General features: G+C 62.0%; 25 protein-coding genes and 1 tRNA gene. 16 read left to right on the top strand and 10 right to left on the bottom strand.

The genetic code is table 11. The annotated features are described in order from the left end of the window. The coding region (locus ABMA59_RS11830; RefSeq protein ID WP_349005566.1) for a transposase at nt 1-130 on the bottom strand (130 nt) is incomplete at its 3' end. A gap of 465 nt (nt 131-595) precedes the next feature. Here ABMA59_RS11830 and ABMA59_RS11825 point away from each other — a divergent pair. Next, the gene (locus tag ABMA59_RS11825) at nt 596-748 is read left to right on the top strand and encodes a hypothetical protein (RefSeq protein WP_349005547.1); all 153 of its coding nucleotides are present in this window, start codon (nt 596-598) and stop codon (nt 746-748) included. A gap of 312 nt (nt 749-1,060) precedes the next feature. On the opposite strand, the gene ABMA59_RS11820 is transcribed toward ABMA59_RS11825, so the two are convergent. Continuing rightward, nucleotides 1,061-1,297, bottom strand: coding sequence for a hypothetical protein (locus ABMA59_RS11820; RefSeq protein WP_349005546.1), 237 nt, complete (start codon nt 1,295-1,297; stop codon nt 1,061-1,063). A gap of 660 nt (nt 1,298-1,957) precedes the next feature. Between ABMA59_RS11820 and ABMA59_RS37185 the strand changes: the two genes are divergently transcribed. Both ABMA59_RS37185 and ABMA59_RS11815 read left to right on the top strand, forming a co-directional pair. Further along, nucleotides 1,958-2,071 carry a PLDc N-terminal domain-containing protein gene (locus ABMA59_RS37185; RefSeq protein ID WP_425475900.1) on the top strand — a complete coding sequence of 38 codons (114 nt, stop codon included), beginning with the start codon at nt 1,958-1,960 and terminating at the stop codon, nt 2,069-2,071. An 82-nt stretch (nt 2,072-2,153) separates the two neighbouring features. Then, a complete protein-coding gene (locus tag ABMA59_RS11815; RefSeq protein ID WP_349005565.1) occupies nt 2,154-2,525 on the top strand; it encodes a hypothetical protein in 372 nt (123 codons plus the stop codon). 780 nt (nt 2,526-3,305) lie between these two features. On the opposite strand, the gene ABMA59_RS11810 is transcribed toward ABMA59_RS11815, so the two are convergent. The 4 genes from ABMA59_RS11810 to ABMA59_RS11800 all read right to left on the bottom strand — a co-directional run bounded on the left by ABMA59_RS11810 (nt 3,306) and on the right by ABMA59_RS11800 (nt 4,922). Next, nucleotides 3,306-3,554 carry a DUF982 domain-containing protein gene (locus tag ABMA59_RS11810; protein WP_349005545.1) on the bottom strand — a complete coding sequence of 83 codons (249 nt, stop codon included), beginning with the start codon at nt 3,552-3,554 and terminating at the stop codon, nt 3,306-3,308. Between the two features lie 598 nt (nt 3,555-4,152). After that, nucleotides 4,153-4,296 carry a ribbon-helix-helix domain-containing protein gene (locus ABMA59_RS37180; protein ID WP_425475906.1) on the bottom strand — a complete coding sequence of 48 codons (144 nt, stop codon included), beginning with the start codon at nt 4,294-4,296 and terminating at the stop codon, nt 4,153-4,155. A 59-nt stretch (nt 4,297-4,355) separates the two neighbouring features. Continuing rightward, nucleotides 4,356-4,658: a hypothetical protein gene (locus tag ABMA59_RS11805; RefSeq protein ID WP_349005544.1), complete on the bottom strand. Its 303-nt coding sequence runs from the start codon at nt 4,656-4,658 to the stop codon at nt 4,356-4,358. A gap of 21 nt (nt 4,659-4,679) precedes the next feature. Continuing rightward, on the bottom strand, nt 4,680-4,922 hold the full coding sequence (locus ABMA59_RS11800) for a hypothetical protein (protein ID WP_349005543.1): 243 nt from the start codon (nt 4,920-4,922) through the stop codon (nt 4,680-4,682). On the opposite strand from ABMA59_RS11800, the gene ABMA59_RS37175 reads away from it, so the two are divergent. The 5 genes from ABMA59_RS37175 (at nt 4,921) to ABMA59_RS11780 (ending at nt 14,867) form a co-directional block, all read left to right on the top strand. Then, nucleotides 4,921-5,067 carry a plasmid mobilization protein gene (locus tag ABMA59_RS37175; RefSeq protein WP_425475899.1) on the top strand — a complete coding sequence of 49 codons (147 nt, stop codon included), beginning with the start codon at nt 4,921-4,923 and terminating at the stop codon, nt 5,065-5,067. The genes ABMA59_RS11800 and ABMA59_RS37175 overlap by 2 nt on opposite strands. Before the next feature lie 199 nt (nt 5,068-5,266). Next, entirely contained in the window at nt 5,267-8,236 is a 2,970-nt protein-coding gene (locus tag ABMA59_RS11795; protein ID WP_349005542.1) for a phage tail tip lysozyme, read from the top strand. A gap of 300 nt (nt 8,237-8,536) precedes the next feature. Further along, nucleotides 8,537-11,617, top strand: coding sequence for a hypothetical protein (locus ABMA59_RS11790; protein ID WP_349005541.1), 3,081 nt, complete (start codon nt 8,537-8,539; stop codon nt 11,615-11,617). After that, nucleotides 11,617-14,271 (top strand): hypothetical protein, encoded by a 2,655-nt coding sequence (locus ABMA59_RS11785; protein ID WP_349005540.1) that lies wholly within the window; start codon nt 11,617-11,619, stop codon nt 14,269-14,271. Before ABMA59_RS11790 ends, ABMA59_RS11785 begins: the two co-directional genes overlap by 1 nt. Nucleotides 14,272-14,291: 20 nt before the next feature. After that, the gene (locus tag ABMA59_RS11780; protein ID WP_349005539.1) at nt 14,292-14,867 is read left to right on the top strand and encodes a hypothetical protein; all 576 of its coding nucleotides are present in this window, start codon (nt 14,292-14,294) and stop codon (nt 14,865-14,867) included. Nucleotides 14,868-14,942: 75 nt separating this feature from the next. Here the strand turns inward: ABMA59_RS11780 and ABMA59_RS11775 are convergent. Beyond that, nucleotides 14,943-15,032: transfer RNA gene (locus tag ABMA59_RS11775), tRNA-Ser, on the bottom strand. Between the two features lie 524 nt (nt 15,033-15,556). Here ABMA59_RS11775 and ABMA59_RS11770 point away from each other — a divergent pair. From ABMA59_RS11770 to ABMA59_RS11755, 4 genes are all read left to right on the top strand, one after another. After that, entirely contained in the window at nt 15,557-15,877 is a 321-nt protein-coding gene (locus ABMA59_RS11770) for a hypothetical protein (RefSeq protein ID WP_349005538.1), read from the top strand. Between the two features lie 40 nt (nt 15,878-15,917). After that, nucleotides 15,918-16,586 carry a peptide-methionine (S)-S-oxide reductase MsrA gene (msrA, locus tag ABMA59_RS11765; protein WP_349005537.1) on the top strand — a complete coding sequence of 223 codons (669 nt, stop codon included), beginning with the start codon at nt 15,918-15,920 and terminating at the stop codon, nt 16,584-16,586. Between the two features lie 174 nt (nt 16,587-16,760). Continuing rightward, complete coding sequence (locus tag ABMA59_RS11760) at nt 16,761-17,750, top strand: BMP family lipoprotein (protein ID WP_349005536.1); 990 nt, start codon at nt 16,761-16,763, stop codon at nt 17,748-17,750. A gap of 154 nt (nt 17,751-17,904) precedes the next feature. Beyond that, nucleotides 17,905-19,116: an MFS transporter gene (locus ABMA59_RS11755; RefSeq protein ID WP_349005535.1), complete on the top strand. Its 1,212-nt coding sequence runs from the start codon at nt 17,905-17,907 to the stop codon at nt 19,114-19,116. An 80-nt stretch (nt 19,117-19,196) separates the two neighbouring features. On the opposite strand, the gene ABMA59_RS11750 is transcribed toward ABMA59_RS11755, so the two are convergent. Further along, on the bottom strand, nt 19,197-20,486 hold the full coding sequence (locus ABMA59_RS11750; protein WP_349005534.1) for an aminotransferase class V-fold PLP-dependent enzyme: 1,290 nt from the start codon (nt 20,484-20,486) through the stop codon (nt 19,197-19,199). 157 nt (nt 20,487-20,643) lie between these two features. Here ABMA59_RS11750 and ABMA59_RS11745 point away from each other — a divergent pair, with 157 nt between their 5' ends. After that, a complete protein-coding gene (locus tag ABMA59_RS11745; RefSeq protein WP_349005533.1) occupies nt 20,644-21,000 on the top strand; it encodes a VOC family protein in 357 nt (118 codons plus the stop codon). Nucleotides 21,001-21,016: 16 nt separating this feature from the next. Here ABMA59_RS11745 and ABMA59_RS11740 read toward each other — a convergent pair whose 3' ends face one another. Then, nucleotides 21,017-21,406: a hypothetical protein gene (locus tag ABMA59_RS11740; protein ID WP_349005532.1), complete on the bottom strand. Its 390-nt coding sequence runs from the start codon at nt 21,404-21,406 to the stop codon at nt 21,017-21,019. A 99-nt stretch (nt 21,407-21,505) separates the two neighbouring features. Beyond that, on the bottom strand, nt 21,506-21,715 hold the full coding sequence (locus ABMA59_RS11735; protein ID WP_349005531.1) for a SlyX family protein: 210 nt from the start codon (nt 21,713-21,715) through the stop codon (nt 21,506-21,508). Between the two features lie 194 nt (nt 21,716-21,909). Between ABMA59_RS11735 and ABMA59_RS11730 the strand changes: the two genes are divergently transcribed. From ABMA59_RS11730 to ABMA59_RS11720, 3 genes are read left to right on the top strand one after another with little or no spacing between them, the layout of a single operon-like run. Beyond that, nucleotides 21,910-23,442, top strand: coding sequence for an ABC transporter ATP-binding protein (locus ABMA59_RS11730; protein ID WP_349005530.1), 1,533 nt, complete (start codon nt 21,910-21,912; stop codon nt 23,440-23,442). Next, nucleotides 23,439-24,578 (top strand): ABC transporter permease, encoded by a 1,140-nt coding sequence (locus tag ABMA59_RS11725; protein ID WP_349005529.1) that lies wholly within the window; start codon nt 23,439-23,441, stop codon nt 24,576-24,578. Before ABMA59_RS11730 ends, ABMA59_RS11725 begins: the two co-directional genes overlap by 4 nt. Continuing rightward, nucleotides 24,578-25,696 carry an ABC transporter permease gene (locus ABMA59_RS11720; RefSeq protein ID WP_349005528.1) on the top strand — a complete coding sequence of 373 codons (1,119 nt, stop codon included), beginning with the start codon at nt 24,578-24,580 and terminating at the stop codon, nt 25,694-25,696. Before ABMA59_RS11725 ends, ABMA59_RS11720 begins: the two co-directional genes overlap by 1 nt. Nucleotides 25,697-25,718 lie beyond the last annotated feature (22 nt).

Genomic DNA, 25,718 nt, shown 5'->3' with positions numbered 1-25,718 from the left:
TGGCCTTCCAGTTATACAGCGTCGCCTCCGAGATCCCGTGCTTGCGGGCCAGATCGCCCGCCTTCGCTCCCGCCTCGTGTTCGCGCAAAACCGCGATGATCTGCTCTTCCGTAAATCGCTTTCGCTTCATCAGTCCGTCCTTCAAACGAGGGCCGGACTCTAATCCCAGCTGGAGGAAATTACCGGGGGCAGGTCACCGGGAGAATTTGCGGCTGCTGCTTGTCGATGCCGCCCAGGTGCTTGGCGATCTGCTGAAGCGTGACAAGCCCGAAACAGACGAGTTGCGGAAATTATAGCGCCGCAGCGCTATACGAGCATAAACGCGCTAGAAAAAGACCGCCGGACCATTACCCAATTCGCCCTTGGACCGGCGGTCAGCCGCTGTTCCCGATTTGATACATCGGAAGCCACGGAGGAAGTGACTGGCTCATGCGATGCATAAGCCGTGCCAACCCGCGTTCCTGTTCGCGCGAAAAGTCAAGTCCCTTCTCCGGGACCGGTTTTGCATCGCTTTAGCAACGCGATCGTTGTATGATTTGGTATGAGTGAGCGGCGGATACCGACAAAATCGCAGATGGATGCGTGGGCACGCCGCATGGAAAAGCTCCGTGCAGGCATCAAACGGCGTCCCGAAAAGATATCAAGCCACGAGCGGGCCGCTCTGCAACGGGAAGCAGCAGACCTGCGGCTGATCGCCGACACGTTCTTTGACGAAATCGAAGCGATTGAAATACGTAGGGGCGCTTGAGGTCTGCTCCTGTGGTCGAGTTCATATGAGAACGGCGGCGGGGCTGGGAGGCTGCGGAAGGACCCGTCCCACCGTAGTGGGGCGCATCGCCGCTATCAATCGACGACGCGCCCCGACTGCGGAGCGCCACAGCCGGCTCTAGCCAAGCCGCGCTCAGCGTCCTCCGAGCGCATTCTTAAAGCTGGGCAGTGGAAGCGAAAGGCAAGCCGCGCCCGTCGGAAATCCCGATTATAGTGCCACGACGTTATAATCCCATAAACTTGCTATATTCGGGTAGAGTGCCGATCTCGTACGGCGCAAATCCGTCGCGGCCTATTGCTCAGCAGCGATCATTGCGTCGACAGAACGCAGGTCGGTTTCGTACCGCGCGCGCATGCGTTCCTCATTCTGAAGGTCACGCCTGATCTCTTCCTCCCCCGCCGTGTTGATGACTTGGAAAAGGTCCTGCATCAGCAGCAATTCGTTTAAGCTATCTATGAGGCTGGTCGAATGAGAGATGCAGACCCGGAGGCGGCGCGCATACACCTCAAGATCTTCACGCCGACCCATCCTATCTTTCCGCAGTCTGCAAGCTGCTCATCCAGCGGCCCGAAAGTATTCTTGAAATATTGTGCGGCTACAGCTGGCAGCAAGCTCACGGTTCGGCTTGTCTTGCCCAAGTGGCGTAGCCCAGCCCGCCTTCTGCACCATACCCGGTCGTTCAAACGCTCTCGCAACTTTCATGTCCGCAAGGATTTCGACAGAGCGAGGATCGGTCTTCGATCGCTCCATGCAATAGGGCGTCAAACTCGACGCGACGGCAAGCGCCGACGCATCCGTGGCCATCAGTCTGGCCGAGCGGCCAGTCACCCAGCCTCCCCACGTAAAGCCTACGATGGCGAGGGACAAAGCTCCTATTCCCGCGCCAAAAAGCACGGGAGCAATCCAGGTGGGGACGTGCATTTAGGGGTCCGATCTCTAAATTGGAGGCGCGCCTTTGTTGCCGCGCGCTATCCCTTTACCACGTTACCAACGGCCTCCGAGACAATTCGCAACGCTCATTCCGAATAGCCTCGCAATTAGATGTCGGTGGTGATACATCGTGAATGTCGGTGGCTGTTTTCAGGGCGCCATCGATTGAGGGCGGCCATCGAGCCCTAGCCCCAACGAAAGGAGGACATTTTTGTCTTCCGTCCCATTGCACCAATCTCCGATTTCAGCCTGCACATTGTGAAACACCTTGAGCGGGTGATTGCCGAGCCGGCGGCGTGGCTGCTTTTTACACTCGCAGTGGGTGTCTTAGGCGCGATTTTGTATCTGGCGCTGGGAAGGGTTCCGCTTTGACGCTAGTCCGACCACTTCGACGCGCCTTTTGCTGCCTTTGGTGCCGAGGTCGCGTCAGGGCCGCAAGGGTGAAAAGTGCGCCATGAGTTCCAGCACTGAGCAACTCTCGGCGGAGGTGCGAATTGCAATCGGCACATTTCTAGAAATGTGTCAAAAGGAGGCGAGACCGTTTGCGACTGCCGAAGCGCTCGGCGCAGTCAAGCGCATTTTCGTCGATCTCGACATTTCGGACGCACAGTTGGTCGACGCGATCAGACGCGAGGCGGCAGCCGTCGGATTTGATGTTGAGGCCGCCACGACGATGCCAAATACGCCGGAAAGCCCGTGTTCCAGAGAGCAGGCAGTCGATCAGTCGTCGGCTGCTCGCGAGCAGACCCAGCGCCAGATGGACAACGACACCAGCGGGAGGCGGAGGCGCGCCGAGGAGACTGCTGCTCGCCATCGGATCTTGTAAGCCAACATAAACTGCCCAAACCGTTAGTCCGGTGCGGTAGCAGTTGGGAGACGGTAGGATGAGCTCACCCAAGTTATTGATCTACGCTAGCCCCAATGGAGATGAGTGGCATCTGGAACGAGCCGAAGACGGCAGGGCTTTCATCCGGCATCTTCCGAACGCAAGCTCGGGCGGTACACCCAGCCGAATCGACCCTGGCGCCTTCCTAACTCGAGACCGTGGCTCGCCTCAGAACGATAGTTTGCTTCGATTAATTGGAACGCTGGTCCCTCTGACGGATGTCCCAAGCGAGGTATCCCAGGTCGGTTCAAGCAAGCACTATGGGTAACCTGTCCGATACTGATGAGATTGGTGTTCACTGTGCCCATTGCTCATACGAAAATCGAGCCCAAGTCGGCTGGATACGTCAAAACTGCCAGTTGAAATGCCAGCGCTGCGGGTCAGCGATCAGCTTGGAGAGCCGGAATTTTCGTCCACTCGGACAAACCGATGACGAGCGTCTATCTGATACCTAACACGTCTTCAATGTTATGGCCGGTCTTCCTTCTGCAGGAGAGCCGGGCTGACAAGACTTCAGCCCAAAACGCCTGGGTAGCACAGTCAGGTATGCCGTCGGCTGTCGACATGAGGTGGCGCCTGTTGGCAAAATTTCGTGCCACCGCATGACGTATGCCAAATGATGAAATCCCTTGACATCTCAAAGCCGCGTAGGTCGAAGTCAACATACTGTTATGACCTGTGATCGGTTTTAGCGCATGAATGTTGGCGCTCTCGCCGAGCTTACGTGTTGACGAGAGTACCTGCCTCGCGCACTGCCGCCACAAAAGCCCGTCGAGCATTTGCTGTCGGCCGCAGATGGGCACCTGCGTCCGCGCAAGCTTGCACCGCCGCTCGGTGCTTGTCGCCACGCTTTCCCCGCCATTGCTTAAGCAGGAAATCGGTGCATTCGCTTGTGTTGTGGATGATCATTTGCCCGCCGGCCGGGTCAACGAGGACGGACACCGGCGGATCGAATTCTGTGTTTTTCATCCCCGGTTATAGCGAGAAGGTCCTCAGGTAGCGAGCACTATTATGCGAATTGCTCCTCGCCAGCCGCTAGGCCGCGCGGCGCTTGCCGGTGCCAACAAACTGAACAGCCCGCCAGTCGGGGGGGATGGCGAACGCGACCAGATTGGGGATGAATACACCGCAAATCCGGATCGTCCCTTTCGCTACTCCCGAGTGTGGCTGTGCCACCGATAGGTTCCGCTAACTGTCATTGTTGGAACTCATTCCGGACGCTTGCACGGCGCGGCCGTACTGTCTGGCTCAGGCCGCTCCTCGTTCCGGCTGAGTGTCCAGGTAGGGCACCAAGGCCGGACTGCACCAATCCTGCGATCGAAAAGCGTCGAGCGCGGGCCGATCTCCGCTCATAACGATCAGAAGGCCGGTTTGGGATATTGCCCAAGCTGAGTGACGCTCGATCTGCCGCCCAATACCGAACCGCCTTGCCCATCTGGCGGCGGTGTCGGGGGATTTCTCGGACGCATAGGCCGCTTGTTTCAAGGACAGGATGCGATCCCCTGGCGGGAAGTTCGGAAAGCGTGTGGTAGGGAGATTGGTCATGCCGGTTTCTTTGAGGGAGTGCTTATGCTGCCGGGGGCTTCCCGTGGGCTTCAAGCAGGGTGTTGATAGCCTCCGTGGCGAGAGCCTGCATGGTGACGTGCTCGCCGGTCGAAACGCTTAGTTCGGTCGACAGGCTTTTCAGTTCTTTCCATCCCTCCGGGTTCATTCGGACCATGATGGCTTTACGCCGCCGGTTTCTGTGACTTGTCGCCTTGGGCGGCCCTTTCACGAAACACTCTTGCGCGTTTCAAGCTCCGCCTCGATGTGCGCGACAACCATATTGGCGATCGCGACATGGCGACGCCAATCGGCGTGCCACGCCTTCAAGGCGTCGAGCGGCCAGTTTGAGAACCCGGCTGCCATAGTCGGTGCGATGCCGTCGAGATATTCGCCGGGGGTAGGGAGGGGTTCGCCGGAATTGGGAACCGGAGTTCGGCCAGGAAACTGGAAGACATTGCCTGCCGGCTCGCTGGCAGCCTTCAGCATTCGTTGGATGATAGGGGTGTTGTCGTCCGATTTGTCGTTCATGGCCGATCCTCTGCTATATTGCTAACTATATAGCATATCGAGCGAAATTGGCAAAGCAAAACCGGCAGATGCCGCTGGATTTTCGAGGATATCGTCCTTGTCAAGCTTTTGGAAAAGAAGACCGGAAATCCACTGCCCCGTTGATATTGCTGGACGCTTCGGGCAATCCAATGTGCGGAATTTGCGGGTTGTGCCGTCTAGTTGAATCTCACGCCATAATGCTAGGTACATTGGATATTCATCTGCTGGATAAGACCGTGCCATGCCCCGCGCCGAGCGTCTTAGTTTCCGAGTCTCGATCGATGAAAAGCTGTCGGTAGAGGTTGCTGCGAAGCGGGCAGGAATGCCGGTTTCGGATTACCTGAGGTTTCTTATCAGATCGGCAAAGCCTGTGCAGGATGCGGCCTGATGACAGCGTCCCCGATCCCAAGCGGCGAAAGCCTGGATCAGTTTTGGGTCAGGCTTCGGCATGAAGTCAGACCAATAGGCGAAGTCCATTCAATGGCTAGGGATGGGCGTTTGCCGGGCATTGTCGAACTGCCCAAGGGTCGCGGCTATCGAGTAGTCAACGCCGATGAGGTTCTTGCTTCAATACGGGATCGCCGCTGATGGCCCGCCTCCCAGACAAATTCTCGCTCTCGGGGCCTGCATCACTTCGCAGTGGTCGCCCGATTGCATCGTGGGATACGAGCGGGCAGGGGCGCGGTATTGCTGCGGCCGGCCAGGACATCGCGTCGCACGGCGCCGAAATGCTGCGACAGCGCGACACGGTCGACCTTGCGCGAGCCGAGGCCTTCAAGACTGAGGGCCTGCTGAAGGTTCAGCGCGATTTCGACGCCGATCCTGACTATGCGACGTTCGGCCGGCGCGCGCCGGAAAAGACCGGCGAGATCGTCACAAACGGCGCGGCCCTGATCCGCAATGGAGCCATGCGCGAGAGATGGAAGGCAAGCGCCAGGGCCGATGCGGCGCGGTACAACGACGCGATTTTCGACCGTGGCACCCGGCTAAGGAAGGAGGCTGAAACGGTCGCCTTCGATGAAGCTCTGGAGACAAACCGGCGCATATACGTCAACCCCGACACGCCCGAAGCCGATCGGAACAAGGCACGGGCCGATATCGAGGGCGCGATAGGTGTCGGGCTATCGACCGGGCTGCTGACGCCCGAAGCGGCCGATACTCGCCGCCGCGTCTATCTGGAAGGCGCGGACCTGTCACGGGGGGAACTTACGGCGTACCGCTATCCGGAAATCATCACCGGTAAGCTGCCGTCGAACGTCGCCGAGCGCGCCGGCCTTGCCATGGGATATTTCCAGAAACACGGCTTCACCAAGGAGCAGGCGGCGGGCATTGTTGGTAATCTGCTGGCCGAAAGCAGCCTGAATACCGGCGCGCGCAACGCTGGCGATGGCCGCGACGGTTCGGATAGCATCGGCATAGGGCAGTGGAATTCGACACGTGCCCGCGCGCTGATGAAATTCGCAGGCGAACGCGGCAAGGACTGGCGCGATTTCGAGACGCAGCTTGCCTTCGTCATCCATGAACTCGACGGCTCGCACAAGTCAATCGGCGATCGTCTCCGGGCAGCCAGGGATTTGAAGGAAGCCACGCACGCTGGCATCATGTTTGAAGGGCCTGCCGGTTCTCAGAACGGGCCTGAGAACGCCATGCACTATGACAAGCGCATACGATTGGCAGCACAGGCGGCAGGTGAGACGATCAAGCCGGACTGGTACGACAGACTTTCTCCGGAGGGTCAACTGAAGGTCGACCGAGTGGCCGACGCCCGCCGGAACGAGATCAGGGTGGAGTCGCGGGGCGTCCTGGAAACCATCGTCGATAATGCGCCCGTAGCCGTCCAGAATACGGGCTCCTACAGCGGCTCGGTGCCGCCACGGGAGGCCTTTGAGGCGGCATATGGCGAGCGCGAGGGGGGCGAGCGCTACGATCGATTCGCGGCGTCGATGGCTGTCGCGGATCAGGTCTACGGCTTCCGGACCATGTCGACCGACGAAATCATGCAGGCGGTCGATGATGCGACGCCAGTATCCTCCGGCAACAATGCTGCCATGGAGACGAAGCGCCACGAAACGCTGGCGGCTGCCGCGAAGCAAACGATCGAAGCGCGTGAGAGCGATCCTGCGAGCTATACGATGCGGACTTTCCCTTCCGTGGCGGCTGCCTGGGATGCGGCAGGAAACTCGCCAGATGGCTATTCGGCCGCATTGGCGATGACGGCGGCTGCTCAACAGCAACTCGGCATCCGCAACCAGCGGCTTCTTCCAAAGTCCGTCGCGTCGCCAGGGGTTTCCGCCTATGCGAACGAGGACGTTCCTCTCGATGGCCGTATCGCCGGCCTGGCGCAACTCATCCTCGCAACGCCCGATCAAGCGCAGCGGCAAGCCATATTCGACCAGCTCGTTGAGGCCGGGCTTCCGGAGATGACGGAAGGCGCCGTCGAGGCCCTGGCGCGCGGCGACGCATCTGCTGCGCGCCGCCTGTTTCAAGCCGCAACCGTCGATCCGACAAAACTACCGGGTAAGGTGGGTGTCTCTACGGATGTGATAAACACGCGCATCCAAGAACTGGTCATGGCGCCTGGCCAGATTGGCGACGCGGTGTACGGTCTCTCGACCGGCATACCGGACAATCTTGACCGGGCACAGCGCGACGACCGGCTGATCTTCAACGCGGTCCAGCTTCGGCTTCGGCAGGGTCAGGAACTCGACGTGGCCATCAACGGCGCGGCGAAGGACATCTATGGCGATCAACAGGTGGTTTCCGGCGATGGCAATGTGAATGCCATCGTCACGGCTCCCAAGGATGCGGACCCGACCGTGATCCGAAATGGACTGACCCAGCTTAAACCGAAGGTCCGTGCTGCCCTCGAGGAACAGCGCGCGCGGCTCCTGCCATCGGCGGCACCGAAGGGGGATACCCCCGGCCTGAAGGCTCCCGGCAATATCGACCTCGCGGCCCGTCCTGTGGTCACCAATGCTGACGGCTCGATCAGCACCGTGCGCTCGATGTCATTCGAGGAAGACGACGGCACTGAAGTCCTGGTTCCGACCATCTCACCAGACGGGAAAGCCCTTTCCGACGATGAGGCAATTTCGCTCTACAGGAAGACGGGCCAGCACCTCGGCAAGTTCGACACGCCGGAGCATGCCACGGCCTATGCGGAGCGGCTGCACGCGGCTCAAGAGGAATTCTACACCACCCGTCGCAGCGGCCTCGGCGAACTCGCTGGCGCTGGCCTGGAGGCCGCCACTGATAACATCCTGGCCGAAGGCGTCTTCCGCAACGCTGATGGAGGCTATTCCTTCATCGATCCATATTCGGGGCTCGCCATCGGCGGGCCAGACGGTAAGCCGCTGGTATTCACGCTCGACGAGGTGACGAAGGCCAATGCTGACCTCGCCGGTGCTGAGAGGGCAGGCGCCTTCATCGGCGGGCTCGTGAAGCCTCCTTCGGACAAGCCTCGCCGGGCGCCAACCGTTGATGAGTCCGGCTTCTTCTCACGGCTCTACGACACTACCAGCGACCTCTGGCGGCCGATTGGAGAGGTGGGAAAATGAGCGCTTTCCGCCTCGAAAAATCGGGTTCGACAAGAGCGGTTATTGCACCCTATCCGGTTATCGCGGGGAGGGTGTCGAATGGCTAGCCCTTGGTCTCCGAACCAATTTCGCGCCGGCCCGCGCTATGGCGTCATGTCGGACTTGGATTTCGTGACGCAGGGAATGGAAACGCCCTTCAGCAGGGCGCGCACATTGGCGTTGGGCGCTGAGCAGGGATTCAACGAGACTGTCATCGGCACGGCGATCCGTGAGGGTGCGCTTCCTCCGGAGGCTCCGATAGAACCTGGCATCCGCATTCAGATGGATGACGGCTCGGTTCGCATCGCGCCCGACACGCCCCAGGTTGCGCGCCGTCGCACGATATTCGGCACGCCTGAGACGGTCCGCAACGAAACGCAGGAGGAATTGCAGCGGCGTCGTAGCGATGCCGGCGCCATCGATCAGGAGGCGTTCAAGCAGTCCCGCTATTACCGGGAGGGCATCCCGTGGGATCCGGGGATGACGGAGGATCGCGCCGCCGCGCTGGCCGATGCCTACGACCGGCGCAAGGTCATGGAATTCTACGCAGCGAAGCGGCCAATCATTGCCTTCGCCGGTGGGGTGGCTGGCCAGGCTTTGGACCCAATCAATTATATTCCCATGCTCGGCCCTACGGCTCGCGGCGCGTCCATTGCTACCAGTGCCGGCCGCGCTGCTGTTGATGCCATGGCAAGCACTGCTCTGTTCTCTATGGCCACGATGGACGCCAGGAACCGGCTCGGTGACGAAGTGACGTTCGGCGACGTGGCGCTCGATATCGCAGGCGCCGCAATAATCGGCTCCGCCTTCGGGGCGCTCGGTGGCGCTGTCGGCAAATACCGGGCGACGCGGGCCGATGCTCGCTCGGCAAAGGCCGTCGCCGATCGGGTGAAGACGATCCAGACCATCAATGAAGGCCGCTTGCCTCTCGCCGACGCGGTGCAGGCGATGGCGGATGGCCGCCCGGTCGAGCTTGGGCCGAACTCCATGGCGATTGTCGATCGCGTCACCGCCAAGGTCGCCGATCTGCTCGACGAACGCGCCAGCACCGTCGTGACGCCCACGGGAATGCGGGTACGGGTCCAGCAGGAAATCGTTGACGCTTCCGAACTTCTCGCCGCCTCGGGCGATCTACAGCCGCGTGATAGGTCGCGCGCTGCCAGCGATGCGCAGATTGCCCGGATGGCTTCCGAACTCGATCCTTTGCGGCTCCTGCCTGCTCGGGAGGCCGACAGGGGCTCGCCGATTGTCGGGCCGGACAATGTGGTGGAAAGCGGTAACGGTCGTGTGGCGGCCCTGCGGCTGGCAGCAGAGCAGCATCCGGAGAGGTTCGAAGCCTATCGCCAGGCGCTACGCAATGCCGGTTACGATGTGCCTGACGATGGCGTGCCGGTCCTCATATCGCGGCGTATCAGTGACCTCTCGCCGACTGACCGCATTCGCTTCGTGGGTGATTCCAATACCGCGGCCATTGCCAGGATGTCCGCCACGGAAACCGCGCTGATGGACGTGCGGGCGATGACGGATAACGTGATCGACGCTTACCAGCCGGGGGATACTTTCTCAGCCGCAAACCGGCCCTTTGTCTCGGGCTTCATCCGCAATCTTCCGGAAAACGAGCGCGCCGGCCTTGTGGACGCGGCCGGGCAACTCAACGCTGACGGTGTGCGCCGCATAGAACGGGCGCTGCTGGCAACGGCCTACGGGGACGCTCCGACCGTGGCGCGATTCTCGGAGGCGGTTGACGACAATACCAAATCCATCACCGGCGCCCTCACCGATGCGGCAGGCCAGTGGGCCAAGCTGAAGCGCTTGTTCGATGCGCGGGAACTTGATGCCGATCTCGATGTCACGGCCAATCTACTTGAGGCCCTGAAGGTTCTCAGCAAGGCGCGATCGGATGCTGCATCCCAAGGCCGTTCCGTCTCGCGGGTGCTTTCCGAGACGATGGCACAGACCGACATCTTCACTGGCGATTTCAACCGCCGCGTCAAAGCCATTCTTGAGGCTTTCTATACTGAAGGCTTCGGCCGGGCGAAGTCGCGGAACGAGGTTGCCGATTTCCTCGGCAGGCTGGCGACGGAGATTGAGGCTGCCGGCAAGCCGCAGCTTTTCGACGACGCGCTTTCCGCAGATGATGTAATCTTGACAGCAGCACGGGCCGGCGGCCGGCAGAGAGGGCTCTTCGATGCCACAGGATCGAGCACTGGAGATAATCGAGCGGGCGCTGCGCAAGTCGGCACAGGCAACCGGGAACCGGGAGTTTCAGCGGCAGGCCGATCGTCTGAAGGCGGAACGGGAACTGGAGCGACCGCCGAAGCCGGGCGAACTGCCGAACTAGCGCCGCAGGACTTCTATCGCCAGCCTTTCGAAACGGTCGACGAGCTTTATGCCGTTGCCCCCCAGCGACAGGCCGAACTCGACGAGGTATCCAAGGCGATCGGCCGCGATCTGGATGCGGAGTACCGGACGCGCGGTATCAAGGAACGTGCCACCTCGGAAGCCAAAATTGCCCGGAAGGGATATGAGAACGCTTCCCAGCTTACTGATGTGGTGCGGGGCGGCTTCGAAGCCGATACACCGGCGAAGGCCGACGCGATCCTCGCCCGCCTGGCTGAACGCTTCGACGTGCTTGATGAAGGGTGGGTACGGACCAAGGAGGGCTATTTCGACCGCAAGGCGCTGATCCGCTTCGATGACGGAACCATCGGAGAAATTCAGCTATGGGAGCCTAACCTTCTCGCGGCCAAAAAAGCCGGCGGCCATAAGCTCTACAAGGCGGCTCGGGCGTTCGAGTATGGCTCCGATGCCTACAACGAGCTTCGTGACCAGATGGTGGCTATCTACTCGGCGGCGGCGGAGAAGGCCGGCGAAGGCTGGTCGAGTGTAGGCAATTTGCCTAGCGATCCGAAATTGCTGAAGCGTGCGCGCCAAGCTGCCTCGGACATGAGGCCCCCGGTGTGGGAAACGTCATGGGCATCGACGTTGACCCAGTCTGCATCGGGGGAAAGGAGCGCTTTAGCCTCGGTCTCGCCGAGCAACGCCGGACGGTTGTCCCAGTTCACAAAATCCATGGTCGATACTCCTCCAAGAAATATAACACCTGAACAGGCTGCAAACAATGAAGCCGCCGAGCTTTCCGGGACGATTTCTAAGCCGGAAACCATGGAAACGCTCGCTCAGCAGCATGGCGTCGACTCGGTGACGGGTGATTTCGCGGAAGCTGCCGACCTTGCCCAGGTCGAGGCCGAAGGCCGGCTGACGGATGCCGATAGGCAGGAACTCGCCGACGCCGATAAGACCTTTGAGAACGGCAGCGCCTATGATGAGGCTTTGCAAGCGGCAGTGAGGTGTTTTCTCTGATGGCTCAGAAGTACACCCCTGACAACGCATGCTTCGATGCTGCGAATGCCGCTTCCGGCGGCAAGTTGACGCGCGAGGAAATCGAGGCAGCATTCCAGCGTATCGCCGATCACAAGGCGAAACTCGAAGCAGCTGGCGACACTGCCGGGCTCAGGGACAAGCTGAAAGCCTTTGCCGAACGGGAAGGAGAACGGACCCGCATCGCTGCGGCCATGCAGCGCCGTCACGCTGCCCTCAACATCCTCGTGCGCGATCGGCTGGACGAAACCATCGGCAGGCATCTGGAAGCCGGCCTGACGCCGCGCCAGGCGCTGCTTGCGGTGGTCGAGGGCACACAACGCGGGGTGAAGGGTGGCCGCAACTCCGTGGCGGCTCTGAACCTCGCCTATGAGGCGCGTTACATCGGCGCCCTCATGGCGGACATACAGGCCAACCGGCCGCATCTCGTCGATGCCCTGCGCGATCCCAAGCTTGACGCCGACATCATGCGCGAGATGTCGGAACTGAAAACGGGCGGCAAGCCGGGCATTACCGGCAACGACGACGCGAAATACGTGGCGGAAGTCTTCGCCCGTTTCGCGGAATTGAGCCGCACTGATCTGAACCGCCTCGGCGCGTCGATCGGCAAACTGGATGGCTGGGCCGGCGCCCAAAACCATGACGATGTGAAGATGACCGCAGCCGGGAAAGACGTCTGGGTGGCGTCGGTGTTCCGAAAGCTGGATCTCACTCGGACATTTCCCGACATCGCCGAACCCGCCGAGGCGCTGGAAGCTCTGCGGGATATCTTCGACACCATCATAACCGGACTGCCGAACAAGCCGACGGCAAAGGAAAAGGGCCAGCGGGTGAACCCCGCCAACCTGGCAAAGTCGCTCGGCAAGAGCCGTGTGCTGCACTTCACGGATGCCGACGCCGCGCTGGCCTATCGCGACGAATTTGGATACGGCAACACTGTCTCGGGGATGATTGCTCATCTGCGCACCGCCGCCCGTGCTGCCGCAAACATGCAGGCTTTAGGGCCGAATCCGGAAGTCATGTTCGGTGCGGTCGCGGAAGGGCTGAAGCGGCGGGTGAAGGACGATCCGAACCTCTCGCCGGCAGTCAAGGCGAAGCAGATTGCCAGGCTGGCCACGGATGGCGGTGCACTGCGGCACGCAATCGATATCAGCACCGGCCTGGTCTCGCGCCCGGTCAATGTGACGGCGGCCAAGATCGGTTCCGATATCCGGGCGGTTCAAAGCATGGCGAAACTCGGCGGCGCCGTGCTGTCTTCGGTCACCGGCGACAATGTAACCGCTGCGGCTGCTTCGATGTTTCGAGGCTCCGGCTTCTTCAACGGCCTCATGACGCAGCTCGGCGGCATCATGAAGGGCCGGCCGAAAGGAGAGCAGGCTGAGATTGCCGCACTCCTCGGCGAGGGCTTTGACGGGCTGATCGGGCACATCGTGGCGCCGGCTGCTGCGAATGATGGGCCAGTCGGCAAAATGGCCAGGCTCCAGGAAACCTTCTTCCGGCTGAATGGGTTGACCTGGTGGACAGATGCGTCTCGCTCGGTTGCGGGGCGGACCATCGCAGCCGAAATGGGCATGCGAGCAAAGACGGCATATTCCGCACTGCCGGCGAATTATCGCCACGTCCTCGGGCTGCATGATATCGATGCCGCGAAGTGGAGCGCCATCCGGCGGGCTGAATTCCGTGAGAGCAACGGCCGGTCCTATGTGACGCCGGACCGCATGCACGACTTGCCTGATACCGTGATCGAGCCGCTAGTCGCCAAGCGGGTTGCCGCCGCTCGGAAGGCTTCCAAGGTCGATGAGGCTAAGACGCCAGCCACACGGGCGAAGCGTCAGGCTGTGTTTGACGAAAAGCGCGCCGCTATTCTCGGCGACGGCCGCCGCGAACTGGAATTGTCGATGCTGAGCTTTATCGCGGACGAAACCAATTTTGGCGTGATCGAGGTCGACAATCGGTCTCGGCGCACCACCACGCTCGGGCTTCGGCCCGGAACCATTGCTGGCGAGACAATGCGTTTCATCGGGCAATTCAAAGGTTTTCCGATTAGCTTCACCCAACGCGTCGGCGGGCGGGCGATTTACGGATTCGGCAAAGATGCCTCCTACCTCGAACGCACCGCGCATATTGGCTCGCTCATCGCCGGCATGACGATGGCGGGATACCTGTCGGTCGTGATGAAGGATTTGGTGAAAGGCTACTGGCCGCCGAGAGACCCGACCGATCCCAAGACTCTCGCCGCCGCCTTCGTCCAGGGTGGCGCCGCCGGCCTATACGGGGATTTCCTGTTCTCGCAGACCAACCGTTTCGGCGGCAGCGTGTTGGAAAGTGCCGCCGGTCCCACAATCGGCGCGGCTGCGGACCTCATCGAGCTTGGGCTGAAATCCCGCGATGCCATCGCCGGCAAGCTGATCGGCGAAGAAGCCAAGGCGCCCTATGCGGAAGCCGTGAACCTGATCGCTGGAAACACACCCGGCGCCAGCTTGTTCTATGTGAGGCCGGCGCTGGATTTTCTGATCTTGAACTCGCTCCGGGATGCGATCTCGCCCGGCTATCTCAAACGGCAGGAAAGCCGTCGTCGTACCGATTACGGACAGACCAGCTTGACGGCGCGTCGCCTCACAGAAGTCGCGCGATAATCAAACGAAAGGATGCCCAAATGAGTAGACAGCATATTGTCGCCGCACCATACGATCGAAGCTATTCCTCACTCTGGGGTCAGTTCGAGGCAATTGACGGCGCGGTCCAGCAAGTCAATCGCTTTGACGAGTTGGGCGCGTACAAGGCGGCCAGAAATGCCCATGCCGACTTCAAGGATATGACGATAACTCGGCGTCCCCTCACTGAGCTTCTTGATGCAAGCGGCATGGTTGACGTTGATCTTCTCGACGAGCCCTATGGGGAGCGCTACACGCTGCTATGCCCCTATGGCTGCGGCCCCACTCCCGAGATGTGGTGCGCCATATCCTTCGCGGGGACGGAAATCGAGGCTTGGAGAAAGGTGGGTACGACCCCGTTCTATTCCATGCCCGTGCCGCAGACTGTCGAAGCGGGATTGGTCCCATCGGAGCTGAAGGTTCGCAATGACCTGCGGGGTGTGGCCCTCATTCCCGAGGTGCGGGCCATGGCCGAACGCCTAAAGGCTCCGGCTCCTGAGCCTAATCCTGAAGACATCGCATTCCATGATTATGGGCAATCCGTACTGCAAGCCAAGAAAATCGCGGCTCGCCGCTAGCGCCTGCTTCACTGTACGTTCATTTGTACGTCAGTTACCTGAAACGACAAAAAGCGCAGTGTTTTCAATGAGTACTGGCGGAGAGAGCGGGATTCGAACCCGCGTTACGGTTTCCCGTAAACACACTTTCCAGGCGTGCGCCTTCAACCACTCGGCCACCTCTCCGCGCCGTTCCGGCGAAGCCGGTCGGGTGCCGGGCTCATCTAGTCGATATGATGCTCGATGCCAAGCCGTGTTCTTTGCGTTCGGCGCTAAGGTTTTCAGCATGCTGCAAGGGACGACGGGATCCGTTGTGACGATAGCCGGATAAGAGCAGGCGGGCGACCTTTCGCCCGGCGGATTTTGAACTCTATCGTCATCGGCAAACAGTGCTGCTTTTCCTCTTGCCGATGCTTCAGTCCAGCTGGCTGTTGAAAAGCCGTTTTATTCACACAACGTCCCAGACTCGGGCGGGGCACGAACCAGACCCGAAACGGATATGTCCGAGACTGTTTCATCAACCTGCTGGAAGCGGCAAAGGTGGTCGCGGAAAAGGGAACGGGAGGTGACGACGTCTCGATATTCGGACTGCATGTCCTCTCGCTGTCCGGCGAATGTCGAGCCTGCAAAAATCTCAATTTCATGTGTAGCCGATTGCGCTGCGTTGCGCTGCGCCGTATCTCTGCGTCGGACGCGAAAACCGGAATGGAATGATACGCTTTCTCTTCCGCCTGCTTTCCATGGTCGCACTGTCGGTCGCCGTCATCATGGCGGTGCTCGACGCGGCACGTTCGGTTGCCGTATCCGCGCTGGTGATGACGCCACTCGCGGTCAGTTGGGCTGCGGTTTCGCCGGAAATGCCAACCCGGGCGCAGGAAACCGTGACGGCCAGCCTCGGTACGCTCGTCTGGGATCTCGTGGTGGCCAACGTCCTCGCTTTGCCAGGCTTCGTCGTGTTTGCGGCGCTTGCCCTGCTGTTCTACGCGATCGGCCGGCGCCCTGAACCGACACCCGGCCGGCTTGCTGTTTGACCCCGCCCTCCCGAGAAAAATTCACGACAAGGGACAACGGATGTTCTTCCTGAGCGACATGCTGAACAAGAAGCTCAACCTGCCGAAACCAGGCGAAGCCCTGCCCGGCAGGCAGAAGCCGATCCCGACGGCCTCGAAACATTTTGTGTCGAAGCGGCCGCTGAAGGGACCCTATCCGGAGGGGTTGGAGACGGCGATGTTCGGTCTCGGCTGCTTCTGGGGCGCCGAGCGCATGTTCTGGCAGATGCCGGGCGTATGGGTCACAGCGGTGGGTTACGCCGGAGGCATCACGCCCAACCCGACCTATCAGGAGACCTGCACCGGCCTGACCGGCCACGCGGAGGTGGTTTTGGTCGTGTTCGATCCGGTCATCATCTCCTATTCGCATCTGCTCAAGGCATTCTGGGAGAATCATGACCCGACGCAGGGCATGCGCCAGGGCAACGATGTGGGCACCACTTATCGCTCCGCGATCTACACCTTCGGCGAGGCGCAGCACACCGCCGCCATAGCTTCGCGCGACGCCTACGAGGCGTTGCTGAGAGAAGCAGGCCGTGGAAAGATCACCACGCAGATCGAACCCGCGCCAGTGCTCTACTTCGCCGAGGCGGACCACCAGCAGTATCTGGCGAAGAACCCGTACGGCTATTGTAACTTGCGTGGCACCGGCGTTTCCTGCCTGTTGCCGCAGGCCGCTTCCGCTGCCTGACGGCGCGTTGCCCAGCGTTTTCCAAACGGTCAAGATTCCGCGTGAATTTTGTTTTTTGGCATGCAAGAGTGGTCCAGAGCGGGCGGCAAACACCGTCTGCCGCGTTTCGCTGGCTGCCGTGAGGCGGCGAGCCGGGAGCGCCGATCAAAGAAAAACCGACAGGGTGTGGATCACATGAAGCGTTTCGTCCTCGGCCTCCTGGCCGCTACCGTGTTCACCGTCCCGGCGCTCGCCCAGGACATCAAGCCGGCGATCATCTACGATCTCGGCGGCAAGTTCGACAAATCCTTCAACGAATCGGCATTCAACGGCGCGGAAAAGTTCAAGGCCGAATCCGGCATCGAATACCGCGATTTCGAAATCCAGAACGACGCCCAACGCGAACAGGCGCTGCGCAAGTTCGCCGAGGATGGCAACAACCCGATCGTCATGGCCGGCTTCTCCTGGGCGGCGACGCTGGAGAAGGTCTCGGCCGACTTCCCGGACACCAACTTCGCCATCATCGACATGGTCGTTGACAAGCCCAACGTCCGCTCGGTCGTCTACAAGGAGCAGGAAGGCTCTTACGTGGTCGGCGTGCTCGCGGCGCTTGCGTCCCAGTCGAAGAAGGTCGGCTTCGTCGGCGGCATGGACATCCCGCTGATCCGCCGCTTCGGCTGCGGTTATGTCGGCGGCGCCAAGGCGGCCGGCGCGACGGACGTGATCCAGAACATGACCGGCGACACGCCGGCGGCCTGGAACGACCCGACCAAGGGCGGTGAAATCGCCAAGTCGCAGATCGACCAGGGCGCGGACGTCGTCTACGCGGCGGCCGGCGGCACCGGCGTCGGCGTGCTGCAGGCGGCGGCGGATGCCGGCAAGCTGGGTATCGGCGTTGACTCCAACCAGAACGGCCTGCAGCCCGGCAAAATCCTGACCTCGATGGTCAAGCGTGTGGATGTCGCCGTCTACAACGCCTTCACCGACGCCAAGAACGGAAAGTTCACCCCCGGCATCAACGATCTCGGCCTCAAGGAAGGCGGCGTTGACTATGCCATGGACGCCAACAACAAGGACCTCGTCACCGCTGATATGAAGGCCGCTGCCGAGAAGGCCAAGGCCGACATCATCGCCGGCACCATCAAGGTACACGACTACATGTCGGACAACGCCTGCCCGTATTGATTTTTTAGCCACATGCATGAAAGCCGCCGGCCTCGTGCCGGCGTTTTTTTTCATGAACATTCGTTCGGCGGCGTCATCCGGAAACATTCATGCCGAATGAGTGAAGGCGTGCGCGTCCGGAGGGGACAGGCGCCACCCACGAGTTATGCAGCCGATGACCGACAAGAACATGCGCCTGACGACGATCGTTATCCTGTTGACGGCAGGCATCCTGGCCGGCACGCAACTCGGCAAGATCGCGCCGCTGGTCGGATGGTACCAGGCCGAGGTCGGCTTCTCGCTGGTCCTCACCGGATGGTTCACGGCGATGATCGGCATCTTCGTCGCCCTGGCGGCGCTGCCGGCGGGCTGGGCGATCGAGCGCGCCGGGGCACGAACATCTTTCGTCGTCTCGGCTTTGGTGCTGGCCGGCGGCGGTGCTGCGCTGGCGTTGCTGCAATCGCCGGTCGCCATCTTTCTTGCAAGACTGGTCGAGGGCGTCGGCTACCTTGTCCTGGTAATCGCCATTCCCGCCCTGCTGAACAGCGTTCCGCCGCCGCGGTGGCGGGCGACCGCGTTGGCGGTATGGGGCGGTTTCGTGCCGCTGGGTTTTGCGATTGGCGATTTTCTGGCGCGGGGTATCGACGCGCCCGCCAATCCGCGCCTCTATCTTGCGGTGACAGTTCTGTTGTTCGCGCTGTTCGCCGCACCGGCGGCGATGCTGCTGGCAAGGATCGACGACGGCGGCGAGGAGCGGCAGGCCGCGCAGGCACCCGAGGGCAGCTTTACCGCGACGCTGACGCTGCCGGTCATACTGGTCGCGCTGGCCTTCGGCATCTATGTGGTGGTTTCGATCGGGTTCTTCACCTTCCTGCCGACCTTCGTGCAACGCCCGGATTCGGCTTTGTGGATATCGGCCGGCGCGATCTCGCTGACCGTTCTGCTCGGGAATTTCTTAGCGAGCCTTTTGGTGCGCGGCAGCGCGCGCCGTTCCCTGCTTCTTGCAGTTCTTGGCTTCGCCGTGACAGCGCTCGCGGCATGGCCTGCCTTCACGGGCTCGGAAGGCGTATCCGCCACCGCTGCCGTGATCGTCTTTGCCGTTGCCGGCGGTCTGACCGCCTCAACTTTGTTCGCGGCCATCCCCGCGATCGTGCCGCGCGGCGGGTCCGCGGCGGTCGCCATCGGTCTCGTTTGCCAGGCGGGCGGCATTGGCACCGTACTCGGCCCGCCGCTTGCCGCTGCCGTCATCGATGCGCATGGCTGGACAGGTTTCGCTTGGCTGCTCGTGGCGTTGTCGGCGGCGGGGGTAGTGTGCCTCGCGCCGCTCCTGATTGGCCGGTCGGCGCGGGTGGCCGTTGACGCCGGTCAAGCCACCTCCAATTCCTGATCCTGGAAACGGACTTTGCAAAGGTTCGCGGCGCGGTCTGAATACGCGCGCCGCGCCCGGTCGAGTTTGCAGCCAGCGCGTTACGAACTGGCGATCGAGGTCAGCGCGGCGACCAGCCGGTCGAGTTCTGCCTCGTTCGTATAGAGGGCTGGCGAAACGCGGATGCACTGGCCTGCCGCCACACCGGCGCGGCGCACCGTCAGAACCTTGAACTCGTCGCGCAGGCGCACGACCACTGCGTTGTTGTCATCCTTGCTGCCCTTGCCCTTGAGACGGAACGAGGTGATGCCGGCATGCATGCTGGCGTCGTCCGGCGTCAGGATCTCCAGTGTTTCAATCGGCCGCAGCTTCTCCACCCAGTAGTTGCGCAGATGGTTGAGGCGGACGTTCTTGGCCGGCGCGCCGATCTTTTCATGCAGGTCGATCGCGGCGGGGACGCTGAGGGCTGCGGCGAAATTGATCGTGCCGGTATGGACACGCGAGCGGATATCGTCGGCCGGCCAGTCCTGGTCGCCCATGTGGATGTCGATGTCGGCCAGCCGATCCTTCTTGATGTAGAAGAAACCCATGCCGACCGGCGCGCCGATCCATTTGTGCAGGTTGAAGCCGACGAAATCGGCGCCGAGGTCGGGCGCCTTGAATGGGATCTGGCCCCAGGAGTGGGCGGCGTCGACGATGACGTCCACACCCTTGGCGCGCGCCATGTCGGCGATCTCGCGGATCGGCATGACCAGGCCGGTGCGATGCGAAAGATGCGTCAGCAGCAGCAGTTTTGCCTTGGGCGTCTGGTCGAGAACCGCCTTGTAGGCTGCGAGCACGGCCTCCTTCGTCGCAGGCTCGGGGATGGCAAAAGTCTTCAACTCGACGCCGCGCCGATCCTTCAGCATGGCCATGGCGTACTGCATCGAATCGTAGTCGAGATCGGAATAGAGCACCGTGTCGCCAGGCTGGAGCTTGTTGTAGCCGGAGATCAGGATCTGCAGCGCCTCGGTAGCGCCGCGGGTGATGGCGATCTCCTCGGGCTGCCCGCCCACGGCGGCCGCGACGCGGAGGCGGACGTTCTCGAAGTCGCCGCCGAAGGCGCTGCGGGCGTAGAACCAGTTCTCACGGTTCACGCGCTCGGTGTTTTCGATGTAGGTTTCCAGCACGGGCCGCGCCATGATGCCCCAATAGCCGTTTTCCAGATTGGCGATGGAGCGGTCGACGTCGTAGAGATTCTGCACGGCCGTCCAATAAGCGCTGTCGGTGGCCGCCGCGGGTGCATCGAGCGTGGGCAGAACGGCGGTCTCGGCGGCGGCTGCCGCCTTGATGGTCGCGGCTCCCGCTGCCGCGATAGCGCTGCCGATCAGAAATTGACGCCGTCCGATCATCCCGAATCTCCCTGTGCTGGCGGATGTGGTCGAATGGGGCGGTTACTATTGGGCGTCCGTGACAGGCCTTTGAACGAAGCCGGCGAAGGGCCTTGCCAGCGCTTGCCCGTCTCGGGCTTTCCTGCGAGCCTGTCGGCTGCATCGCGGGAGGCGGTATATGGCGAGAATCAACGGCATAGGCGGGTTCTTCTTCCGGGCGCGCGACCCAAGGGCGCTGGCGGCCTGGTACGAGACCCATCTGGGCATCGACGACATTGCCAAGACGGTCTGGACCCAGCGGGCCGGCGACACGGTGTTTTCGCCGTTCGCCGAAGACACGGACTATTTCAGCCGCGAAAAACAGTGGCTGATCAATTTCCGCGTCGATGATCTCGACGCGATGATGGCCGATCTCAAAGTCGCGGGCATCGCCGTCGAGACGCGGGCGGAATGGGATTCGGAAGTCGGCCGCTTCTGCCGCATTCACGATCCGGAGGGCAATCCGATCGAATTGTGGGAACCGGCGAAGGATTGAGGCGCCGGAGCGAGTGTCAGCGGCTGATGCCGACGACATAGCCGAGAGCGAAGGCCGCGGCCAGGCCGGCCAGGATGAGACCGATGTGCAGCGCATCCCGCCTGTCTTTGCCGTCGAGCAAGGCCGGCGCAGCCAGGGTCGTCGGCGATTTGACAGCTTCGGGCAGCTTTGGCTCGCCATAACGAGGCTGCATTTGCGGCAGTGCTTTCAGCGCGGCCGAAACGGCGTCCCATGTTTGCGGCTCGGCGTGGCTTTTGGACAGCCGCACGCGCTCGGCCAATTCGACGACAGCCTCGCGGAACGACGCGTCGCGCTCGAGATCGCGCTCGGCGCGCTCGCGCTCGTCGTCGTCCATGCGCCCGAACACATAGTCGCCCGCCCGGGCAAGTCGGTCGGCGTCGCTCATGAAGATGTCCCCGGCGCGGACAATGCCGCGAACCGATTTTACTGTACAGACTACGGTTTCGAAATTCCGCAATATGGCTGAGGCGGTGTCCGGTACGATTCACCAGTGCGGTGGCTTGGTCACCGGAATCTCGGGCTGCGCCTGTTCCTCCAGCGTCAGGAACCTCTCCGTCAGCGCGTCGAACTTCTTCTGCATCCGGTCGATCACTTTCCACTGCTCGGCGATCTGTCCCGAAAGTTCCTCGATCGTCTTTTCCTGCTCGGCGGCGCGGATTTCCAGCGTCGTCAGGCGGTCGGCGGGCATGACCATGAAATGCTCCTGTGCGCCATCCGTGAGAAGGTTCGACCGTAGGAGGGCCGCAGCCGAGCCCTTCGCATCCGCGATCGAAATTGACAAGCACCGGTGGATTTGTCGAGAGTAGCCAAGCCGTGACGATTGGCAGGGGACGGCCTGCGTGCTAGCGGTTTTGACCAAACGATAAAAATAAGAGTGGGACAAGTTGCATGGCGCAAGCCGCGATCCAGCTCATCGGCATCAACAAGAGTTTCGGCGCCGTGCGCGCAAACCGCGACATCAATCTCGAGGTCGAGCGCGGCACCATCCATGGCATCATCGGCGAGAACGGTGCCGGCAAGTCGACGCTGATGTCCATCCTCTACGGTTTCTACCAGGCAGACAGCGGCGAGGTGCATGTCGGCGGCAAGGCGACCTTGATCCACACGCCCAACGACGCCATCGCCGCCGGCATCGGCATGGTGCATCAGCACTTCATGCTGGTCCAGAACTTCACCGTCATCGAAAACGTCATCCTCGGCGCCGAGGGCGAGCCGCTGCTCAACGCCTCGATCTCAAAGGCGCGTGCGGAGCTGCAGCGGCTGGAGCGCGAATACGGGCTGGAGGTCGATCCCGACGCCATCATCGAGGAGCTTCCGGTCGGCCTGCAGCAGCGCGTGGAAATCTTGAAAGCGCTGTTCCGCGGCTGCGATATCCTTATCCTCGACGAGCCGACAGGCGTCTTGACGCCGGCCGAGGCCGACCACCTCTTCCGCATCCTGAAAATGCTGAAGGACGAGGGCAAGACGGTGGTGCTGATCACCCACAAGCTGCGTGAGATCATGGCCATCACCGACACGGTCTCCGTGATGCGGCAGGGCACGATGGTCGCCACCCGCAAGACGTCGGAGACGACGGTCGAGGAACTGGCCGAGCTCATGGTCGGCCGCCGCGTGCTGCTGCGCGTCGAGAAGGGCGAGCCGAAACCTGCCGGCGTAAAACTCTCGGTCAGGGATCTCGTCGTCAGGGATTCGCGCGGCGTCGTCATGGTCGACGGCGTCTCGCTCGACGTGCGCGCCGGCGAGATCGTCGGCATCGCCGGCGTGGCCGGCAACGGCCAGTCCGAATTGATCGAGGCGATCTCCGGCATCCGCAAGGCTGAGGCCGGCACCGTGCTGCTCGACGGCAAGCCGATCGATGTGACCGGCCATGCCGACCCTGGCGAGCTGCGCGATCGCGGCCTGGCGCATGTGCCGGAGGATCGCCACCATGTCGGCTTGGTGCTCGCCTTCGAAGAGGCGGAGAATTCCATCCTTGGCTATCACGACAAGCCGCAATATCTGCGCGGGCCGTTCCTGAACATCGAGGCCATCCATGCGGATGCGCGCGAAAAGATCGAGAAATACGATATCCGCCCGGCCAACGATCGGCTGAAGACCGCGAATTTCTCCGGCGGCAACCAGCAGAAGATCGTTTTGGCGCGCGAGATCGAGCAGGACCCCGGCGTGTTGATCGTCGGCCAGCCGACGCGCGGCGTCGACGTCGGCGCCATCGAATTCATCCACAAGCGGCTGATCGCCATGCGCGACGCCGGCAAGGCGGTGCTGCTGGTGTCGGTCGAGCTGGACGAAATCCGCTCGCTGTCCGACCGCATTCTGGTGATGTTCGCCGGCCGCGTCGTCGGCGAGCGCGGACCGGAGGCGAGCGAAGGCGAACTCGGCCTGCTGATGGCTGGCGTCGAGCGTCAGGAGGCGGCTGAATGAGCACCCCCTTCGCAAGGCTCCCGCGCTGGGCTGACTACGGCCTGATCCCGCTGATAAACTTGCTCGTCGCCTTCTTTGTTGCCGGCATCGTCGTGCTTCTGGTCGGCGAGAATCCGCTGAAGGCCGCGGTCGTGCTGGTCGAAGGCGCTTTCGGCTCCGGCCAGAACCTCGCCTACACGCTCTATTACGCCACCACCTTCATCTTCACCGGGCTTGCAGTGGCGGTCGCCTTCCATGCCGGCCTGTTCAACATTGGCGGCGAGGGACAGGCCTATATCGCCGGCATCGGCGTCGCTGTCGTCTGCCTTGCCTTCGATTCTATTCTGCCCTGGTGGCTGACCTTCCCGCTGGCCATCGTCGCCTCGGCCCTCGTCGGCGCCGCATGGGCCTTCATCCCCGCCTATCTGCAGGCACGGCGCGGCTCCCACATCGTCATCACCACCATCATGTTCAACTACATCGCCTCCAGCGCGATGGTTTACCTGCTGGTCAACGTCTTCAAGCCGGCGAGTTCCATGGCGCCGCAGACGCGCGATTTCCTCGAAGGCGCGCAACTGCCGAAACTCGGCTGGCTGCTGGAGTTTTTCGGCCTGTCGGTGCGCTCGGCGCCGCTCAACATCTCCTTCCTGCTCGCGCTGCTGATGGCCTGGCTGGTCTGGGTGCTGATCTGGCGGACGAAGCTCGGCTACGAGATGCGCACCTTCGGCTTCAGCCACAAGGCGGCGCGTTATGCCGGCATCGGCGAGGCACGCATCACCATCGTCGCCATGCTGATCTCCGGCGGGCTGGCCGGCATGATGGCGCTGAACCCGATCATGGGCGACCAGCACCGCATGCAGCTTGAGTTCGTCGCCGGCGCCGGTTTCGTCGGCATCGCGGTGGCGCTCATGGGCCGCTCGCATCCGGTCGGCATTATCGCCGCTGCGGTGCTGTTCGGCGCGCTCTATCAGGGCGGGGCGGAACTCGCCTTCGAGATGCCCAACGTTTCGCGCGACATGATCATCATCATGATGGGCCTGGTCATCCTGTTTGCCGGCGCGCTGGAGCACATGTTCCGGCCGACGGTACAGACCATCTTCGCCTCGCTCAGTCCGCGCAGCATGGGCGTGCCCGCCGCGAAAGGGGAGGGCGCCTGATGTTCGACACCATCATCCAGCTCTGTGACGCCACGCTGCGTGTGTCGGCGCCGCTGCTGCTTGCCTGTCTCGCCGGCCTCTATTCGGAGCGCGCCGGCATCTTCGACATCGGCCTCGAGGGCAAGATGCTGGCCGGCGCTTTCGCCGGCGCCTCGGCCGCCGCCGTTTCCGGCTCGGCCTGGGTTGGGCTGATCGTCGCCATCCTGGCCTCGATCGCGCTCGGTCTCGTCCATGGTTTTGCCTCGATCACGCACCGCGGCAACCAGATCGTCTCGGGCGTCGCCATCAACTTCATTGTCGCCGGATCGACCATCATTCTCGGCCAGGCCTGGTTCCAGCAGGGCGGCCGAACGCCCTCGCTGGCTGGCGCAGCCCGCTTCGGTGAGATCACCCTGCCGGGGGCGGAGGCGGTGCGCGGCGTGCCGATCCTCGGGCCGATCTATTCGGAACTGATCTCCGGTCATTCCATCCTGGTCTACATCGCCTTCCTGATGGTGCCGCTGACCTGGTGGGTGCTGTTTCGTACTCGTTTCGGCCTGCGCCTGCGCGCCGTCGGCGAAAATCCGGCTGCAGTCGATACGGCGGGCATTTCGGTGACATGGCTGCGCTATCGGGCGGTCATCATCACCGGAGCGCTGACCGGCATGGCCGGTGCCTATCTGTCGGTCGCCCAGAACGCCGGCTTCGTGAAGGACATGACCGCCGGCAAGGGTTATATCGCGCTCGCCGCCCTGATCTTCGCGAAATGGAAACCGGTGCCCGCCATGTTCGCCTGCCTTCTGTTCGGTTTCCTCGATGCGGCCTCGATTCGTATCCAGGGCAGTCCGGTCGGCATCGTCACCTGGCTGCCGCCGCTCGTCATCCTGGTCAGCGCGCTGGTGCTGCTGGGTTATGCCAAGCTCAACACGCTCCCGGTGATCGTAGGGTCGCTTGTTGCCGGCATCGTCGCTTACTTTTTGGCGATCGTTCTCCAGCCCTACGGGCCGCCGCCGGTTCGGGTGCCGGTGCAACTGATCAACGCGCTGCCTTTCATGCTCACCGTCATCCTGCTTGCGGGTTTCATTGGTAAGGCGATCCCGCCGCGCGCCGGTGGCGTGCCCTATGTCAAGGAGCGGTGAGATGTTCAGCACCGCAGGAGGA

The sequence above is a fragment of the Mesorhizobium yinganensis genome (assembly GCF_040081985.1).
Taxonomy (GTDB): Bacteria; Pseudomonadota; Alphaproteobacteria; order Rhizobiales; family Rhizobiaceae; genus Kumtagia; species Kumtagia yinganensis.
This window is presented reverse-complemented; position numbering and strand designations above follow the sequence as displayed.

Bases quoted from the DNA above. Each gene is read 5' to 3' on its own strand.
- msrA (WP_349005537.1), top strand. From the start codon at position 15,918: ATGTTCTTCCTGAGCGACATGCTGAACAAGAAGCTCAACCTGCCGAAA.
- ABMA59_RS11795 (WP_349005542.1), top strand. From the start codon at position 5,267: ATGGCCCGCCTCCCAGACAAATTCTCGCTCTCGGGGCCTGCATCACTT.
- ABMA59_RS11785 (WP_349005540.1), top strand. From the start codon at position 11,617: ATGGCTCAGAAGTACACCCCTGACAACGCATGCTTCGATGCTGCGAAT.
- ABMA59_RS11810 (WP_349005545.1), bottom strand. From the start codon at position 3,554: ATGAAAAACACAGAATTCGATCCGCCGGTGTCCGTCCTCGTTGACCCG.
- ABMA59_RS11740 (WP_349005532.1), bottom strand. From the start codon at position 21,406: ATGAGCGACGCCGACCGACTTGCCCGGGCGGGCGACTATGTGTTCGGG.
- ABMA59_RS11735 (WP_349005531.1), bottom strand. From the start codon at position 21,715: ATGGTCATGCCCGCCGACCGCCTGACGACGCTGGAAATCCGCGCCGCC.
- ABMA59_RS11745 (WP_349005533.1), top strand. From the start codon at position 20,644: ATGGCGAGAATCAACGGCATAGGCGGGTTCTTCTTCCGGGCGCGCGAC.
- ABMA59_RS11760 (WP_349005536.1), top strand. From the start codon at position 16,761: ATGAAGCGTTTCGTCCTCGGCCTCCTGGCCGCTACCGTGTTCACCGTC.
- ABMA59_RS11825 (WP_349005547.1), top strand. From the start codon at position 596: ATGGAAAAGCTCCGTGCAGGCATCAAACGGCGTCCCGAAAAGATATCA.
- ABMA59_RS11730 (WP_349005530.1), top strand. From the start codon at position 21,910: ATGGCGCAAGCCGCGATCCAGCTCATCGGCATCAACAAGAGTTTCGGC.
- ABMA59_RS11820 (WP_349005546.1), bottom strand. From the start codon at position 1,297: ATGGGTCGGCGTGAAGATCTTGAGGTGTATGCGCGCCGCCTCCGGGTC.
- ABMA59_RS37175 (WP_425475899.1), top strand. From the start codon at position 4,921: ATGCCCCGCGCCGAGCGTCTTAGTTTCCGAGTCTCGATCGATGAAAAG.
- ABMA59_RS11750 (WP_349005534.1), bottom strand. From the start codon at position 20,486: ATGATCGGACGGCGTCAATTTCTGATCGGCAGCGCTATCGCGGCAGCG.
- ABMA59_RS11720 (WP_349005528.1), top strand. From the start codon at position 24,578: ATGTTCGACACCATCATCCAGCTCTGTGACGCCACGCTGCGTGTGTCG.
- ABMA59_RS11780 (WP_349005539.1), top strand. From the start codon at position 14,292: ATGAGTAGACAGCATATTGTCGCCGCACCATACGATCGAAGCTATTCC.
- ABMA59_RS11805 (WP_349005544.1), bottom strand. From the start codon at position 4,658: ATGAACGACAAATCGGACGACAACACCCCTATCATCCAACGAATGCTG.
- ABMA59_RS11755 (WP_349005535.1), top strand. From the start codon at position 17,905: ATGACCGACAAGAACATGCGCCTGACGACGATCGTTATCCTGTTGACG.
- ABMA59_RS11800 (WP_349005543.1), bottom strand. From the start codon at position 4,922: ATGGCACGGTCTTATCCAGCAGATGAATATCCAATGTACCTAGCATTA.
- ABMA59_RS11770 (WP_349005538.1), top strand. From the start codon at position 15,557: ATGATACGCTTTCTCTTCCGCCTGCTTTCCATGGTCGCACTGTCGGTC.
- ABMA59_RS11790 (WP_349005541.1), top strand. From the start codon at position 8,537: ATGGATGACGGCTCGGTTCGCATCGCGCCCGACACGCCCCAGGTTGCG.
- ABMA59_RS11815 (WP_349005565.1), top strand. From the start codon at position 2,154: ATGAGTTCCAGCACTGAGCAACTCTCGGCGGAGGTGCGAATTGCAATC.
- ABMA59_RS11725 (WP_349005529.1), top strand. From the start codon at position 23,439: ATGAGCACCCCCTTCGCAAGGCTCCCGCGCTGGGCTGACTACGGCCTG.
- ABMA59_RS37180 (WP_425475906.1), bottom strand. From the start codon at position 4,296: ATGAACCCGGAGGGATGGAAAGAACTGAAAAGCCTGTCGACCGAACTA.